This window comes from Vibrio lamellibrachiae, from assembly GCF_050337265.1.
Lineage (GTDB): Bacteria > Pseudomonadota > Gammaproteobacteria > Enterobacterales > Vibrionaceae > Vibrio > Vibrio kyushuensis.
The window spans coordinates 135,889-149,425 of the sequence record NZ_JAKJSU010000006.1; the positions used below are offsets into that span (position 1 = coordinate 135,889).

The following is a 13,537-nucleotide window of genomic DNA, read 5'->3' on the forward strand; positions in this document are numbered from 1 at the left end:
AACCTATGGCGATTAAAGTACTCGTAGTAGATGATTCTAGCTTCTTTAGGCGTAGAGTCAGCGAGATCATTAATTCAGAATCGCGATTAGAAGTGATGGATGTTGCTGTTAATGGTAAAGAGGCTGTTGAAAAAGCGAAAACGCTAAAGCCTGACGTTATTACCATGGACATTGAGATGCCTGTAATGGATGGCATAACGGCTGTAAAACAGATTATGGCAGCCTGCCCAACGCCAATACTGATGTTCTCATCGTTAACTCATGATGGTGCTAAGGCCACACTTGACGCATTAGACGCTGGCGCACTCGATTTTCTACCTAAGAAATTTGAGGATATTGCACGTAATCGAGATGATGCCGTAGCATTACTTCAGCAGCGTGTTATTCAAATAGCATCAAAGCGCGCAATGATGAGAAGAGCCCCTGTCGCTCCTCGTCCAACTAGCACATCAGCATTAGCTCCAAAGCCCGCTATTGGCACTCGTACTGCCCGTCCTGTGGTACCAACTGCAACTGGTCGATTTAAAGCTAGCGGTAAAAAATATCAATTAACAGCAATTGGTACATCGACTGGCGGCCCAGTAGCGTTACAGAAAATCTTAACCAAATTACCGGCTAATTATCCTCATCCAATATTGTTGATTCAGCATATGCCTGCGACGTTTACTTCAGCTTTTGCAAGTAGGCTGAATTCGTTGTGTAAAGTTGAAGTTAAAGAAGCGCAAGATGGTGATATGTTGCGTCCGGGTGTTGCGTATCTAGCGCCAGGTGGCAAACAAATGATGGTTGACGGTCGTCCAGGCTCTGCAAGGTTGAGAGTCATTGATGGTGGTGAGCGAATGAATTACAAGCCGTGTGTTGATGTTACTTTTGGGTCTGCGGCTAAAATATACGCTGATAAAGTTCTATCGATGGTATTAACCGGAATGGGGGCCGATGGTAGAGAAGGCGCAAGAATGCTTAAATCGGCTGGTGCTACTATATGGGCGCAAGACGAAGAGAGCTGCGTTGTATATGGAATGCCACAAGCTGTAGCAAAGGCGGGAATCTCAACTGAAGATTTACCACTAGATCGTATTGCAGAACGTATGCTCGTTGAAGTTGGTATCGGGTAGAGGAAACTTAATGATAGTTTGGAGTGTAGCAAACCAAAAGGGTGGTGTTGGCAAAACAACGACGACCATCACGCTAGCTGGTTTGTTAAGCAAGCAAGGAAAGAGAGTCCTACTGGTTGATACTGACCCACATGGGTCTTTAACAACCTACCTAGGTTATGACTCCGATGATGTTCCTGCGAGTCTATTTGATCTTTTTCAATTGAAGGAATACACAGAGCAAACTGTGAACCCTTTGATTTTAAAAACGGAGATCGAAGGTATAGACATCATTCCAGCTCATATGTCTCTCGCAACTCTAGACAGAGTGATGGGCAATCGTAGCGGTATGGGGCTTATTTTAAAGAGAGCCCTTCTCGCGTTACGTGCTAACTATGATTATGTTCTTATTGATTGTCCGCCTATTCTCGGCGTTATGATGGTTAATGCACTGGCGGCTAGTGATCGAATTCTTATCCCAGTTCAAACCGAGTTTTTGGCAATGAAGGGGCTAGAGCGTATGGTTCGAACCCTCGCTATTATGCAAAAATCACGCAATAAAGGGTTTAAAGTTACCATCGTGCCAACTATGTATGACAAACGCACAAATGCGTCACTTCATACACTTAATCAGCTGAAAAAAGATTATCCCGATCAAGTTTGGAATTCTGCAGTGCCGATTGATACGAAATTTCGAGATGCAAGCTTACGCCACTTGCCAGTGTCCCACTTCGCAGCAGGGAGCCGAGGTGTTTTTGCGTACAAGCAATTATTACTATTTCTCGAGAGGCTAGGCATTAATGAGTAATCATACGCTTATTTCTAGTGAGCAAGCACTCGACGAGTATTTTACAGCGCTGTTAGATGAAGAGGAAATGCAACTCTCCGAAGAAAGTGTCGCTGAGAACATCGAACCACCTGTAGAGCTTGAGCCGGAACTTGAAGCACAAGTAGAAGTAGCCGAAAAGAGCTTTTACAAAGTACACAGTGATGAAATTGTTGCTCCAAACTTAGAAGATGTTGAGCGTCTTTTACAGCAAATGGAAGCGAGTAACCCTGTTGCTGAACTCGATTTAGAAGAAGTGCTTGATCAAAATACTCTGCAAATCGCAGCGGATAAAAAAGCTCAAGAAGAAGAGATTCAAGAGTGGCCAGTTGACGATATGGCCATTGAAGAAGTACAAGTAGAAGAAACGGTCATAGAGGTTTTAGCCGTCGATGAACCCGTTGTTCAAGAGTTCGAAATTGTAGAGCCACAAGTTGAGATAGATACAGCGGTAGAGCTTGAAACTCAAACAGGTGGGAGCCAAGTTGATGTCTGGCACAGCACAGAGCGAGTTCAAGATTTTCAGGTGCTCTACTTCGACGTTAATGGCGTTATGTTTGCAGTACCACTTGACGAACTCGGTGGCATTCATCGGTTAGGTGAATTAAGCAATCTCATTGGTCGCCCTAACTGGTATTTAGGCTTACAAACAAGCAAAGAAAATCAGTTAGATGTAGTAGATACGGCTCAGTGGGTTATGTCTGAGAAATTGACGGATGACAGCCATAAAGAACAGTATCAATATATAGTAATGATGGGTGAAAGTATGTGGGGACTTGCTGGTACCGAATTGAAGGGTACGGAGTCGCTAAGTGCAGATAAAGTCCGTTGGCGTAAGACAGCCGGAAAACGTCCATGGCTTGCGGGAATGGTTAAAGAAAAAATGTGCGCTTTGATTCATGTTGAAGCATTGATAGCTATGCTTAATGCAGGGCTTGACGTAAAAGCACTTAATAAATAAATTTGTGTCGGAAACGACTTAGAGAGGAAAAGGTATGTCTCAATCTAATGAAGTCGAAGTAAGAAAAGATCAGTCTAATGACGAAGTGCTTCAGTGGGTGACGTTCCAGCTTGAGGAAGAAACTTACGGTATCAATGTAATGCAGGTTCGTGAAGTACTACGCTATACCGAAATTGCACCAGTACCAGGCGCGCCAGATTACGTATTAGGTATTATCAACCTTCGTGGCAACGTTGTTACCGTTATTGACACGCGCTCTCGTTTTGGCTTGATGGAAGGTGAAATAACAGATAATACTCGTATTATCGTTATTGAATCTGAGCGACAAGTTATCGGTATTTTGGTCGACAGCGTTGCTGAAGTTGTTTACTTACGTTCTTCTGAAATCGATACCACCCCAAGTGTTGGTACTGATGAAAGTGCTAAGTTTATTCAAGGTGTGAGTAACCGAGATGGCAAATTGCTAATTTTGGTAGACCTTAATAAACTTCTTTCTGATGAAGAATGGGATGACATGGCTCATCTATAATGACACCTGATTTTATGATGAATACTCCCATTTTAGTGGGAGTTCTAAGCTTTATTATTGTTGTGGTTAGCTTATTGGTTTACCGCTCTGCTTCTCGCGCTAAAAAACAGCGAGAGCTTTATCATCAAAAGTTTCGTGGTTTAGATAAAGAGTTACAGAAATCTAATAAACAGCTGCTTGAAGTTCGCTCAGTTGTTGTCGGGTTAGGGCAAAGAGTGAGTGAGCAACAAGATATCATTAAGCATTTAAATGAACGGATCTCTGAACTTGAACATGCTGATAGTGACGGTCGCCTCTATACAAGAGCAAGTAAGATGGTCCAGTTAGGTGCAGGGCTTCATGAACTCATCGAAGAGTGTGAGTTACCTAAAGCAGAAGCCGAGCTTATGATGTCGCTACAAAATAAGTTGACTGGAAAAGAAAAAGTCCCTCCTTTAGAAGCACAGCCTGATAAACGACAGCAAGTGCCAAGAGCCGCGCATCATCGAAAATAATAACAAAAGGAAGCCTCGCTTCCTTTTGTTGTATATGTAACTCCAAAGTAGTAAATGAGACAAGAAGTGATTAGAAATTAACAGTTTCTTACGTAGTTTCGTGACTCATGAAGCTGTTATCCTATTTCGTCTGATGTTGGCTGTGTTAATATAAGTTTCATGAATTTTCTTGATGACAACACATGCTAGAAGTAAAAAAGCTAACCGCCATCCGAGATGAAAGAGTACTGTTTGAATCCCTATCTTTTCAGATAAATGAAGGGGAATTAGTACAAGTAGAAGGTCGAAACGGTACCGGAAAAACCACACTACTGCGTATTATTACTGGACTGGGTGATCGCGATGAAGGTGATATTTTTTGGAATCAAGAAAATATCGAATCTAACCGTGACGCTTTTCATCAAGAATTACTATTTCTTGGCCACCAAACTGGGGTCAAGCGAGAACTAACAGCATTCGAAAATCTTCATTTCTATCAATCTATCCACTCGCCGAGTTCTCGTGATAAAGAGACTATTTTTAAAGCGTTAACGAAAGTTGGGCTTGCGGGCCGTGAAGATGTGCCTGTTGCACAGCTCTCTGCTGGACAGCAACGTCGAGTTGCTTTGGCTCGCCTTTGGCTAAGTAACCAGAAATTGTGGATTCTTGACGAACCTTTAACTGCGATAGATAAACAAGGTGTGAAAGTTCTAGAAGCACTATTTTTAGAGCATGCAGAAAATGGCGGGATAGTCATTTTGACGACACACCAGGATATGTTTACCGACAATCCTAAGTTAAGAAAAATTAAGTTAGGTAATTAACGATGATATCTATCATGAATACCATTGTTCGCCGTGAATTATTGATCGCATTTCGCCGACAAGCCGATATTTTTAACCCATTGTGGTTTTTTATTATCGTTATTACTCTATTCCCGTTGAGTATAGGGCCTGAGCCAAATCTACTGGCAAGAATAGCGGCAGGTATTGTTTGGGTCGCAGCATTACTATCAGCTCTTCTATCATTGGAAAGACTTTTCCGAGATGATTTTCAAGATGGGGCGTTAGAACAAATGATGCTCATGCCAATTCCATTGCCAATCGTAGTGATCTCAAAAGTTATCGCTCACTGGGTGTTAACGGGTTTACCGTTGATCATTATTAGCCCGTTGTTGTCGATTCTTCTATCACTCGATTTTAATACGTGGAAGGCGGTAGTATTGACCTTACTTGTCGGCACACCAACGCTTAGTTTTATAGGGGCAATTGGTGTCGCACTTACTGTCGGTTTACAAAAGGGCGGAGTATTATTGAGTCTGCTAATTTTGCCGCTCTATATTCCAATATTGATCTTCGCTACATCTGCGATAGATGCCGCTTCACTAGGCGTTGCATACAACGGTCAATTAGCGATTCTAGGAGCCATGTTTATCGGTTCGATGACATTAACACCATTTGCTATAAGCGCCGCACTGCGCGTGAGTGTCCATTAAAAGTTTATTTTTATAATTCTAGAGCGGGCATTAAGTTCGTCTAAACGAAGTTAGAGTGAGAAATTACAATGTGGAAATGGCTTCATCCTTATGCAAAGCCAGAAACCTCTTACCAATTATGCGGTAAGTTGATTCCTTGGTTTGCAGTCTTGGCACTGTTGTGTCTTTCTTTAGGTACCATTTGGGGCCTAGCTTACGCACCTTCTGATTATCAGCAAGGAAACAGTTTCCGGATAATCTATATTCACGTTCCTTCGGCTATTTGGTCGATGGGTGCATATATGTCGATGGCGATTGCAGCCTTTATCGGCTTAGTTTGGCAGGTCCGTTTATCAAGTATGGCGGCTGCAGCCATGGCACCTATTGGCGCAGTGTTCACCTTTATTGCTCTGTTAACAGGCGCAGTTTGGGGTAAACCAATGTGGGGAACATGGTGGGTATGGGATGCTCGATTAACAGCAGAACTCATTCTTCTATTTCTATATTTGGGTGTTATTGCTCTCTATCACGCGTTTGATGATCAAAAAACCGCTGCGAAAGCTGCTGGTATATTGGCGATCGTTGGTGTGGTGAATCTTCCTATTATTCACTTCTCGGTTGAGTGGTGGAATACGTTGCATCAAGGTGCGACGATCACGAAATTTGAAAAGCCTTCCATTTCTAACGACATGTTATGGCCATTGCTTCTCAATATATTTGGTTTTGCATTTTTCTTTGGTTGGGTCACCATGATTCGTTTCCGCAATGAAATCATCAGCAAAGAAAGCCACAGACCATGGATTATTCAATTAGCTTCTAAGAAATCTCAGGGAGAAGTTTAATCATGTATTTTGACTCACTGAGTGAGCTCTTTCAGATGGGTGGCTACGCCGCTTATGTATGGAGTGCTTTCGGTATTACATTTTTATCATTGTTTATTATTTTAGTCACAAGTATCCGACGAGGTAAGAACCTACTTAAAGAGGTTCAAGCAAAAGTCGATCGTCAAGCTCGAATTGATGCAGCGAAGGATCTGGAGAACACTTTATGACCCCAAGACGTAAAAAGAGGCTCGGTATTGTTCTTGCGATATTTATTGGTATCGCCTCTACCGTTGGTTTGATGCTCTATGCATTGAATCAAAATATGGACCTTTTCTATACCCCAACCGAACTGGTCAATGGTAAACCTGACGGCACTAAGCCTGAAGTAGGCCAAAGACTTCGTATTGGCGGCATGGTTGTACCTGGTTCTGTTTCACGTGATACTCAATCACTTCGTGTTAGCTTTGATCTACACGATGTTGGCCCTAAAGTTACTGTCGTTTACGATGGAATTCTTCCTGATCTGTTCCGTGAAGGGCAGGGCATTGTTGCTCAAGGCGTACTGCTAGATGCGACAACAGTTGAAGCATTTGAAGTTCTTGCTAAACATGATGAAGATTATGTACCTGCAGAAATTGCTGAAGCGATGAAAAAAACGCATGAGCCATTGCAATATACAGATGAGCAAATGCAAGGAAGTGATCAATGATCGTTGAAATTGGCCACTTTGCCTTAATTGTATCGCTAGGAATGGCTGTACTACTTAGTATTCTGCCGCTCATTGGCGTATCTCGTAACAACACTATGCTAATCAATTCTGCAAGACCTCTGTCTTGGGGAATGTTTTTACTGATCTTCGTTTCGTTTGTCGTTCTGTTATGGGCATTTTATGTCAATGACTTTACCGTCAATTACGTTGCGACTAACTCGAATAGCCAACTTCCTTGGTACTATCGATTAACAGCGGTATGGGGTGCACACGAAGGTTCATTGCTACTTTGGGCACTGATTCAAGCGGGTTGGACAGTTGCTGTTGCCAGCTTTAGTCGCGGTATGCCACAAGAGTCTGTTGCGCGTGTTCTAGCTGTAATGGGTATGATCACGGTAGGTTTCCTGCTGTTTATCATCGTTACTTCAAACCCATTCCTACGCACGTTGCCTTTCTTCCCTGTAGATGGTCGTGATTTAAACCCGCTACTTCAAGATCCGGGTTTGATTATCCACCCCCCTATGCTTTATATGGGTTATGTTGGATTCTCGGTGGCGTTCTCGTTTGCTATTGCATCGCTGATGTCAGGTCGTTTAGATACAGCCTGGGCACGTTGGTCTCGCCCTTGGACAACCGCGGCATGGTTATTCCTAACGCTAGGTATCGCGCTTGGTTCATGGTGGGCTTACTATGAACTTGGCTGGGGCGGTTGGTGGTTCTGGGATCCAGTAGAAAACGCATCATTTATGCCTTGGCTTGCCGGTACTGCTTTGATGCACTCATTAGCGGTGACTGAAAAACGTGGTACGTTCAAAGCTTGGACTGTGCTTTTAGCTATCTCAGCATTCTCGTTAAGTTTACTAGGTACATTCTTAGTACGTTCGGGCATATTGGTTTCTGTACACGCATTTGCATCTGATCCTGCGCGCGGTATGTTCATCTTAGGATTTTTAATCTGTGTTATCGGTGGTTCATTACTACTTTTCGCATTAAAAGGTTCAAAAGTCCGAGTTCGTGGTAATTACGAATTAGTTTCACGTGAGAATGCACTATTAGGTAACAACATACTATTAATGGCGGCGTTAGCCGTAGTCATGGTCGGCACATTACTTCCACTGGTTCATAAGCAGTTGGGTCTTGGGTCTGTATCCATCGGTGCGCCATTCTTCGACATGTTGTTTGCATGGCTAATGATCCCATTCTCTTTCCTATTAGGTATTGGTCCACTAATCCGTTGGAAGCGTGATCACCTATCTAAGCTTGTTAAGCCAATGATGATCTCAGGTGCGTTGTCATTAGCACTTGCTGCACTCTCTATCTATGTCTTTGCTGAACACTATAGCGGTATGGCATTTATGGGGTGGGTAATGGCGTACTGGATCATTATCATGCATGGCTTTGAGCTTTATGAACGAGCGACACACCGTCATACATTCTCAAAGGGCATAACAAAATTACCGCGTAGCCATTGGGCGATGATCTGTGGACATATAGGCCTTGCAATTACGGTTATCGGTATTGCGATGGTCCAAAACTACAGTATCGAAAGAGATGTACGTTTAGCACCTGGTGAGCACTACCAAATCCAAGGTTACGATTTCTACTTTGAAGGTTTGCGTGATAAAGACGGCCCGAACTACGACGGCTACATTGCTGACTTTGTGATCACAAGAGATGGCGAGTACGTGAATACTCTTCATGCTGAAAAGCGTTTTTATCGAACATCTCGTTCTATGATGACTGAGGCAGCTATTGACGCGTCTGTAACTCGTGACCTATATATCGCGATGGGTGAGCGCCTTGACGATAACGTTTCTTGGGCTGTTCGAATTTACCATAAACCGTTTATCCGTTGGATTTGGGCTGGTTCACTATTGATGTCACTAGGTGGTGCGATAGCAATCAGTGACAAGCGTTACCGCTTCAGAAAATCAGACAAGCCAAGTAAAGCGAAGGAGGCATAAATGAACAAGAAAATATTATTTGTTCCTCTGATCGCGTTTATGGCGCTAGCGGCTATTTTTGCAACGCAATTGGTACGGAACTCGCAAGGTGATGATCCAACAAAGCTTGAGTCAGTATTGATTGGAAAAGAAGTACCAGAGTTTCGCTTAGAAGACTTGGTACAGCCAGGTAAGCTTTATAGCCAAGACATCTTTAAAGGTGAACCACTGCTGCTCAATGTTTGGGCAACGTGGTGTCCAACCTGTTATGCAGAGCACCAATACCTAAATGAACTTTCATCTCAAGGCGTTAAAATTATTGGGCTGAACTATAAAGACGACCGTGAAAAAGCGGTAGGTTGGTTGACCAATCTTGGTAATCCATACCTTATTAGCTTGTTCGATGGTAATGGCATGCTAGGGCTTGATCTTGGTGTGTATGGTGCGCCTGAAACGTTCTTAATTGATGCAAATGGCGTTGTGCGTTATCGACACGTTGGTGATGTGAATTCGCGTAACTGGGCTGAAAAATTAGGTCCAATGTACGCGGCACTGTTAGAGGAGGCGAAATAATGAAGAAACTAATTATCGCTTTCTTCGCAGTGTTTGCCATTTCGATGGGAGCGTCTGCGGCGATCGATGTTCATGAGTTTGATACTCTAGAACAAGAGCTGCAATTCAAAGACCTTAGTCACACTCTGCGTTGCCCTAAATGTCAGAACAATACTATCGGTGATTCAAATGCCGAACTTGCTCAAGACTTACGTCAAAAAGTGTATGAGATGACAAAAGAGGGCAAATCAAAATCAGAAATTATTGATTACATGATTGCTCGATATGGCAACTTTGTCACCTATAATCCACCGTTGACTCTGGCGACGTCCATTTTATGGGGCGGTCCTTTCATCGTCATCATTGTTGGTTTTGGCTTAATTGTACTTCGTAGTAAAAAGCCTAAAGTCGTCGATACTGCGACAAATGAAGATTGGGATGCCGATAAAGAAGCACGTCTGAAGGCGCTGCTTGATGAAAAAAATGATGGAGATAAGCAGTAATGACATTATTTTGGGTCGCTTCTGTAATATTGGTTCTCTTTGGTTGTGTGTTGATTTGTCTTCCTGCGTTAAAGCAAAAGGCAAACAATGATCAATCGTTAAGAGATGAGTTAAATAAAGCATTCTATAAAGATCGATTAACCGAGCTTGAGGAAGAAGATAAAGAAGGCCTTGTAAATGATCAACAAGAGTTAATATCTGACCTTAAACAATCTTTGTTAGATGACGTACCAAGTGACACTAAGGCGAGTAGCGAAACATCTATATCGCCACTCGTTATGATTGTACCTTCTATTATCCTGACGGTTGCATTGTCCTACGGAATGTACGCCAAATTTGGTGCAATGGATAAAGTCATAGAGTGGAATGAAGTCACGAGTAACCTTCCTGAACTCTCGAAAAAGTTAATGGACCCTAATGGGGTGATGTTAACGGATGACGAGATGGAAGATTTAACATTGGGTCTTCGTACACGTTTACACGCTGAACCTAGAGATAAAACGGGTTGGTTATTGCTTGGTCGTATTGCACTTGCTAATCGAGATGTTGAAACAGCAATGGGTGCGATGAAACGAGCTTATCGTTTAGACACTAGCGATCAAGATGTTCAGTTAGGTTTTGCCCAGGCGTTGATGATGTCGGGTGATGAAGCGGATCAAAACCGTGCGCGCCTAATGCTGAACAATCTTGTTCAACAAGACTACGTTGATTTGCGAGTATTCTCACTGTTGGCGTTTGATGCGTTTGAGCAAAGTGATTACGCTGGAGCAGCAAGATACTGGAGCATCATGCAACAGATGATTGGTCCTGAAGATAGCCGCTACGAAATGCTTGCTCGGAGCATTGAAAGTGCACAGAAGAAAATGGGTGTAACAGCTTCGGACGGCACTTCTGACGCTCATGGCACTGGAACACAATCTCTTCAAGGTAGCTCAGTGGCCATCACTATTTCACTCGCTGATAATGTTGAAACCCAACAAGACAATGCTCTCATTGTCTCTATTCATAGTGCAGATGGTGCGCCAATGCCTGTTGCTGCTGCTCGTTATCCTTTGGGTAGCTTTCCAAGAACCGTAGTATTGGATGATGGGAACAGCATGATGAAAGAGCGTAAGCTTTCTAGCTTAGAAAGTTACATTGTTCGCGTTCGTCTTGATACCGATGGTAATGTTTCAACCAAAGAAGGCGATTGGTACGGTGAAAGCTCTGTCGCACAAATGGGCGAACCTTCCACTGTCATTGTCGATAAACGTTATTGATTATGAATCAGCTGTTATACTAGCCGTGATGCATGGTTAGCTGATGTAATAAAAGGCCGATGCATTCATCGGCCTTTTGTTTATATAGACAAAAGTGATGCAGAACAGTAAATTGATAACAGTAACTGCATAGAATGCTTACTTTATGGAAGAAGTAGTCTATAGATACAGAAACATATAGGTAAAGTACTAGATGGGCAGGGGTAAATGGATTTAAACCGAGCGCTAATAATTAAGCTTGTACTGATGTCTGCTTTTTTGACGGGTTGCGCTTCTGTGCCTGACGATAGCGATAAGCATGCTAGCGATCCCATAGAAGGCTTTAACCGAGCAATGTGGGCGATCAATTACGATTATTTAGACCCATATATTGTTCGGCCAACATCACTCGCCTACGTAAATTATGTCCCTTCTCCAATACGTAGCGGTATAGCCAACTTCTTATCTAACCTTGATGAACCCTCTAGCATGCTCAATAACTTAGTTATGGGTAACGGTGAAAAGGCGCTCGATCACTTCAATCGTTTTTGGCTAAACTCGACTTTTGGTTTATTGGGTTTGATCGACATAGCGTCTGAAGCAGGGATCACTAACCATGGCGACAAAGCGTTTAGTGATGCGGTAGGGCATTACGGTGTGGCAGATGGCCCTTATGTGATGGTGCCAGCTTACGGTCCTTGGACTGTAAGAGAGGCGACCGATGCTGTTGATGGTTTATATGCACCACTGTCTTACGTCAGTTTCTGGGCAGGATTAGGAAAGTGGGCGCTTGAAGGGATGGAGTCACGTGCTCGCTTGGTAACGCAAGAATCTATGCTTCATAACTCCCCAGATCCATACTCTTTGACTCGAGAAGTCTATCTGCAACATCAAAATTTTAGAGCTGAAATTGAGAGTGATGATTACGATGATGAAGAAGAAGATTTTCTCGATGACTATTTAGATGAAGATTTTGAATAGATGAAAAAATGAAGTAAAGAGGCGAACTGAATTAGTCCACCTCTTAAGGTTTGTTTCTTTTTAGAAGGTATAGTTTGCTTGAATACCTGCAAGCCAAACACTTCCAGACGTCGTCCCTGTGAATGCTCCACCTATTGCTTGTGCACTATCATCAGACTCATACCCACGAGATTCTTTAATATCTGCGTCTTTAGCAAAAATGTAAGTTAAGCCACCATCAAAACTAAGCTGAGAGCTGACTTCATAGCTTGCACCAACACTTAACCAAGTACGATCTGTCTCTGGAATAGTGATGGTTCTGTTTTTGTCATCAACGGCAGACATGTCGTAAGCAATACCACTGCGTAGTGCTATTTTTTTATTGAGTTGATAAGTTGCACCAACAGCAAAACGGTAGCTGTCTTCCCAGTTCTCTACCTTGACCATGTGTGTACCATAGGTATCTAGGTGCGCTTCAAGCTTTTCAAAACTGCTCCAGTCTGTCCAGTTAACGCTGGCGTGCACAGCAAGTTGCTCATTTAGCTGGTGGAAGCTAGCAAGTTCAGCGGTAGCAGGAAGCGCTAGATTCATATAACCATTATCACGAGTGCTTGATGGAATGCCAAAGCCTAATCCTTCAGCGTAGCCTTCAAGTTTTAACTCAACTTCTGATTTGTAGGCAAAACCTACTCGATGATCATCGTTGATTTGCCAAGCAGTACCTATCTGCCAACCCCAAGCCGTGTCGTCACCTTCCATGTATTTTAGTGTTGTACCTTGAGGTAAAGTCGGCTCCGATTGTTTTGGAGAGGTTGCACCAAAATGGCCTTCTCCCATCACGTATCGAATGCCACCGCCGATGCTGATTTCTTTATTAAGTTGATAAGCAAGGTTTAGGTTGGCTTCCATGCTTTTCACCATGGCTTCATTACCAAAATGGCTAGCAGCAAAGTCGTTGTCTAATTCGGTTTCCATTCCGTAATTCGTACCAAGCGCAACGCCAAGTACAAACTGCTCGTTAATCTGATGTGAAAAATAAAAATTGGGAATAACTGCGCTGTTAGCAAAATCATCAGACTGTGTATCAAGAGCGCCGTTAATTTGGCCGCTTACGTCAACATTTGGGTCAACATAAATCGCCCCCACAGAAATCTGTGTACCAGTTAGGTAGGTCAGCATTGCCGGGTTACGCCACTGAGCACTTGCGTTGTCTGCCATCGCGGCTTCACCCGCATAAGCACGGCCTAAACCTGTCGCTGAGTATTCAGCTAATTGAAAGCCTGCGGCAGAGGCGATAGAAGGGGTAGAAAGAAGGCCTGCCGCTACTGCTGTTGATAAAAGCGTTTTATAAATCGTTTTTGTTTTCATTGTCATGTTCGCTCAATTAAGTCCATTCAGGTGATGAATGTTATTATTGGAGTTTTTACTTTAGAAATTAAAAACAGTGTATT

At 43.0% G+C, this 13,537-nt stretch carries 16 protein-coding genes; 15 read left to right on the forward strand and 1 reads right to left on the reverse strand.

Features of this window, described 5'->3' with window-relative positions:
* Positions 1-5 precede the first annotated feature (5 nt).
* From L4C54_RS09800 to L4C54_RS09870, 15 genes are all read left to right on the forward strand, one after another.
* Positions 6-1,115, forward strand: coding sequence for a protein-glutamate methylesterase/protein-glutamine glutaminase (locus L4C54_RS09800; protein ID WP_428808037.1), 1,110 nt, complete (start codon positions 6-8; stop codon positions 1,113-1,115).
* A gap of 10 nt (positions 1,116-1,125) precedes the next feature.
* Positions 1,126-1,902 (forward strand): ParA family protein, encoded by a 777-nt coding sequence (locus L4C54_RS09805; protein ID WP_428802504.1) that lies wholly within the window; start codon positions 1,126-1,128, stop codon positions 1,900-1,902.
* Positions 1,895-2,881 carry a chemotaxis protein CheW gene (locus L4C54_RS09810; RefSeq protein ID WP_428808038.1) on the forward strand — a complete coding sequence of 329 codons (987 nt, stop codon included), beginning with the start codon at positions 1,895-1,897 and terminating at the stop codon, positions 2,879-2,881. Before L4C54_RS09805 ends, L4C54_RS09810 begins: the two co-directional genes overlap by 8 nt.
* 34 nt (positions 2,882-2,915) lie before the next feature.
* A complete protein-coding gene (locus tag L4C54_RS09815) occupies positions 2,916-3,410 on the forward strand; it encodes a chemotaxis protein CheW (RefSeq protein WP_017035204.1) in 495 nt (164 codons plus the stop codon).
* On the forward strand, positions 3,410-3,904 hold the full coding sequence (locus tag L4C54_RS09820) for a DUF2802 domain-containing protein (RefSeq protein WP_428802502.1): 495 nt from the start codon (positions 3,410-3,412) through the stop codon (positions 3,902-3,904). Before L4C54_RS09815 ends, L4C54_RS09820 begins: the two co-directional genes overlap by 1 nt.
* 182 nt (positions 3,905-4,086) lie before the next feature.
* Complete coding sequence (gene ccmA, locus L4C54_RS09825; RefSeq protein WP_428808039.1) at positions 4,087-4,707, forward strand: cytochrome c biogenesis heme-transporting ATPase CcmA; 621 nt, start codon at positions 4,087-4,089, stop codon at positions 4,705-4,707.
* Between the two features lie 2 nt (positions 4,708-4,709).
* Positions 4,710-5,378 carry a heme exporter protein CcmB gene (gene ccmB / locus L4C54_RS09830; RefSeq protein ID WP_428802500.1) on the forward strand — a complete coding sequence of 223 codons (669 nt, stop codon included), beginning with the start codon at positions 4,710-4,712 and terminating at the stop codon, positions 5,376-5,378.
* Positions 5,379-5,446: 68 nt separating this feature from the next.
* On the forward strand, positions 5,447-6,199 hold the full coding sequence (locus tag L4C54_RS09835) for a heme ABC transporter permease (RefSeq protein WP_428808040.1): 753 nt from the start codon (positions 5,447-5,449) through the stop codon (positions 6,197-6,199).
* Between the two features lie 2 nt (positions 6,200-6,201).
* Positions 6,202-6,408 (forward strand): heme exporter protein CcmD, encoded by a 207-nt coding sequence (ccmD, locus tag L4C54_RS09840; protein ID WP_428802498.1) that lies wholly within the window; start codon positions 6,202-6,204, stop codon positions 6,406-6,408.
* Positions 6,405-6,890 carry a cytochrome c maturation protein CcmE gene (gene ccmE / locus L4C54_RS09845; RefSeq protein ID WP_428808041.1) on the forward strand — a complete coding sequence of 162 codons (486 nt, stop codon included), beginning with the start codon at positions 6,405-6,407 and terminating at the stop codon, positions 6,888-6,890. The genes ccmD and ccmE overlap by 4 nt, the downstream gene beginning before the upstream one ends.
* On the forward strand, positions 6,887-8,854 hold the full coding sequence (locus L4C54_RS09850) for a heme lyase CcmF/NrfE family subunit (protein ID WP_428802496.1): 1,968 nt from the start codon (positions 6,887-6,889) through the stop codon (positions 8,852-8,854). The genes ccmE and L4C54_RS09850 overlap by 4 nt, the downstream gene beginning before the upstream one ends.
* Positions 8,855-9,406 (forward strand): DsbE family thiol:disulfide interchange protein, encoded by a 552-nt coding sequence (locus L4C54_RS09855; protein WP_428808042.1) that lies wholly within the window; start codon positions 8,855-8,857, stop codon positions 9,404-9,406.
* Positions 9,406-9,888 (forward strand): cytochrome c-type biogenesis protein, encoded by a 483-nt coding sequence (locus L4C54_RS09860; RefSeq protein ID WP_428802494.1) that lies wholly within the window; start codon positions 9,406-9,408, stop codon positions 9,886-9,888. The genes L4C54_RS09855 and L4C54_RS09860 overlap by 1 nt, the downstream gene beginning before the upstream one ends.
* Positions 9,888-11,147 carry a c-type cytochrome biogenesis protein CcmI gene (ccmI, locus tag L4C54_RS09865; protein ID WP_428808043.1) on the forward strand — a complete coding sequence of 420 codons (1,260 nt, stop codon included), beginning with the start codon at positions 9,888-9,890 and terminating at the stop codon, positions 11,145-11,147. Before L4C54_RS09860 ends, ccmI begins: the two co-directional genes overlap by 1 nt.
* A 246-nt stretch (positions 11,148-11,393) precedes the next feature.
* The gene (locus L4C54_RS09870; RefSeq protein WP_428808283.1) at positions 11,394-12,107 is read left to right on the forward strand and encodes an MlaA family lipoprotein; all 714 of its coding nucleotides are present in this window, start codon (positions 11,394-11,396) and stop codon (positions 12,105-12,107) included.
* Positions 12,108-12,167: 60 nt separating this feature from the next.
* Here the strand turns inward: L4C54_RS09870 and L4C54_RS09875 are convergent, their stop codons facing one another.
* Positions 12,168-13,454 carry an outer membrane protein transport protein gene (locus tag L4C54_RS09875; RefSeq protein WP_428808284.1) on the reverse strand — a complete coding sequence of 429 codons (1,287 nt, stop codon included), beginning with the start codon at positions 13,452-13,454 and terminating at the stop codon, positions 12,168-12,170.
* Between the last annotated feature and the right edge of the window lie 83 nt (positions 13,455-13,537).

What these genes read in the sequence shown, in the direction of transcription:
- L4C54_RS09800 (WP_428808037.1), top strand. Translation starts at nt 6, where the DNA reads ATGGCGATTAAAGTACTCGTAGTAGATGATTCTAGCTTCTTTAGGCGT.
- L4C54_RS09805 (WP_428802504.1), top strand. Translation starts at nt 1,126, where the DNA reads ATGATAGTTTGGAGTGTAGCAAACCAAAAGGGTGGTGTTGGCAAAACA.
- L4C54_RS09810 (WP_428808038.1), top strand. Translation starts at nt 1,895, where the DNA reads ATGAGTAATCATACGCTTATTTCTAGTGAGCAAGCACTCGACGAGTAT.
- L4C54_RS09815 (WP_017035204.1), top strand. Translation starts at nt 2,916, where the DNA reads ATGTCTCAATCTAATGAAGTCGAAGTAAGAAAAGATCAGTCTAATGAC.
- L4C54_RS09820 (WP_428802502.1), top strand. Translation starts at nt 3,410, where the DNA reads ATGACACCTGATTTTATGATGAATACTCCCATTTTAGTGGGAGTTCTA.
- ccmA (WP_428808039.1), top strand. Translation starts at nt 4,087, where the DNA reads ATGCTAGAAGTAAAAAAGCTAACCGCCATCCGAGATGAAAGAGTACTG.
- ccmB (WP_428802500.1), top strand. Translation starts at nt 4,710, where the DNA reads ATGATATCTATCATGAATACCATTGTTCGCCGTGAATTATTGATCGCA.
- L4C54_RS09835 (WP_428808040.1), top strand. Translation starts at nt 5,447, where the DNA reads ATGTGGAAATGGCTTCATCCTTATGCAAAGCCAGAAACCTCTTACCAA.
- ccmD (WP_428802498.1), top strand. Translation starts at nt 6,202, where the DNA reads ATGTATTTTGACTCACTGAGTGAGCTCTTTCAGATGGGTGGCTACGCC.
- ccmE (WP_428808041.1), top strand. Translation starts at nt 6,405, where the DNA reads ATGACCCCAAGACGTAAAAAGAGGCTCGGTATTGTTCTTGCGATATTT.
- L4C54_RS09850 (WP_428802496.1), top strand. Translation starts at nt 6,887, where the DNA reads ATGATCGTTGAAATTGGCCACTTTGCCTTAATTGTATCGCTAGGAATG.
- L4C54_RS09855 (WP_428808042.1), top strand. Translation starts at nt 8,855, where the DNA reads ATGAACAAGAAAATATTATTTGTTCCTCTGATCGCGTTTATGGCGCTA.
- L4C54_RS09860 (WP_428802494.1), top strand. Translation starts at nt 9,406, where the DNA reads ATGAAGAAACTAATTATCGCTTTCTTCGCAGTGTTTGCCATTTCGATG.
- ccmI (WP_428808043.1), top strand. Translation starts at nt 9,888, where the DNA reads ATGACATTATTTTGGGTCGCTTCTGTAATATTGGTTCTCTTTGGTTGT.
- L4C54_RS09870 (WP_428808283.1), top strand. Translation starts at nt 11,394, where the DNA reads ATGTCTGCTTTTTTGACGGGTTGCGCTTCTGTGCCTGACGATAGCGAT.
- L4C54_RS09875 (WP_428808284.1), bottom strand. Translation starts at nt 13,454, where the DNA reads ATGAAAACAAAAACGATTTATAAAACGCTTTTATCAACAGCAGTAGCG.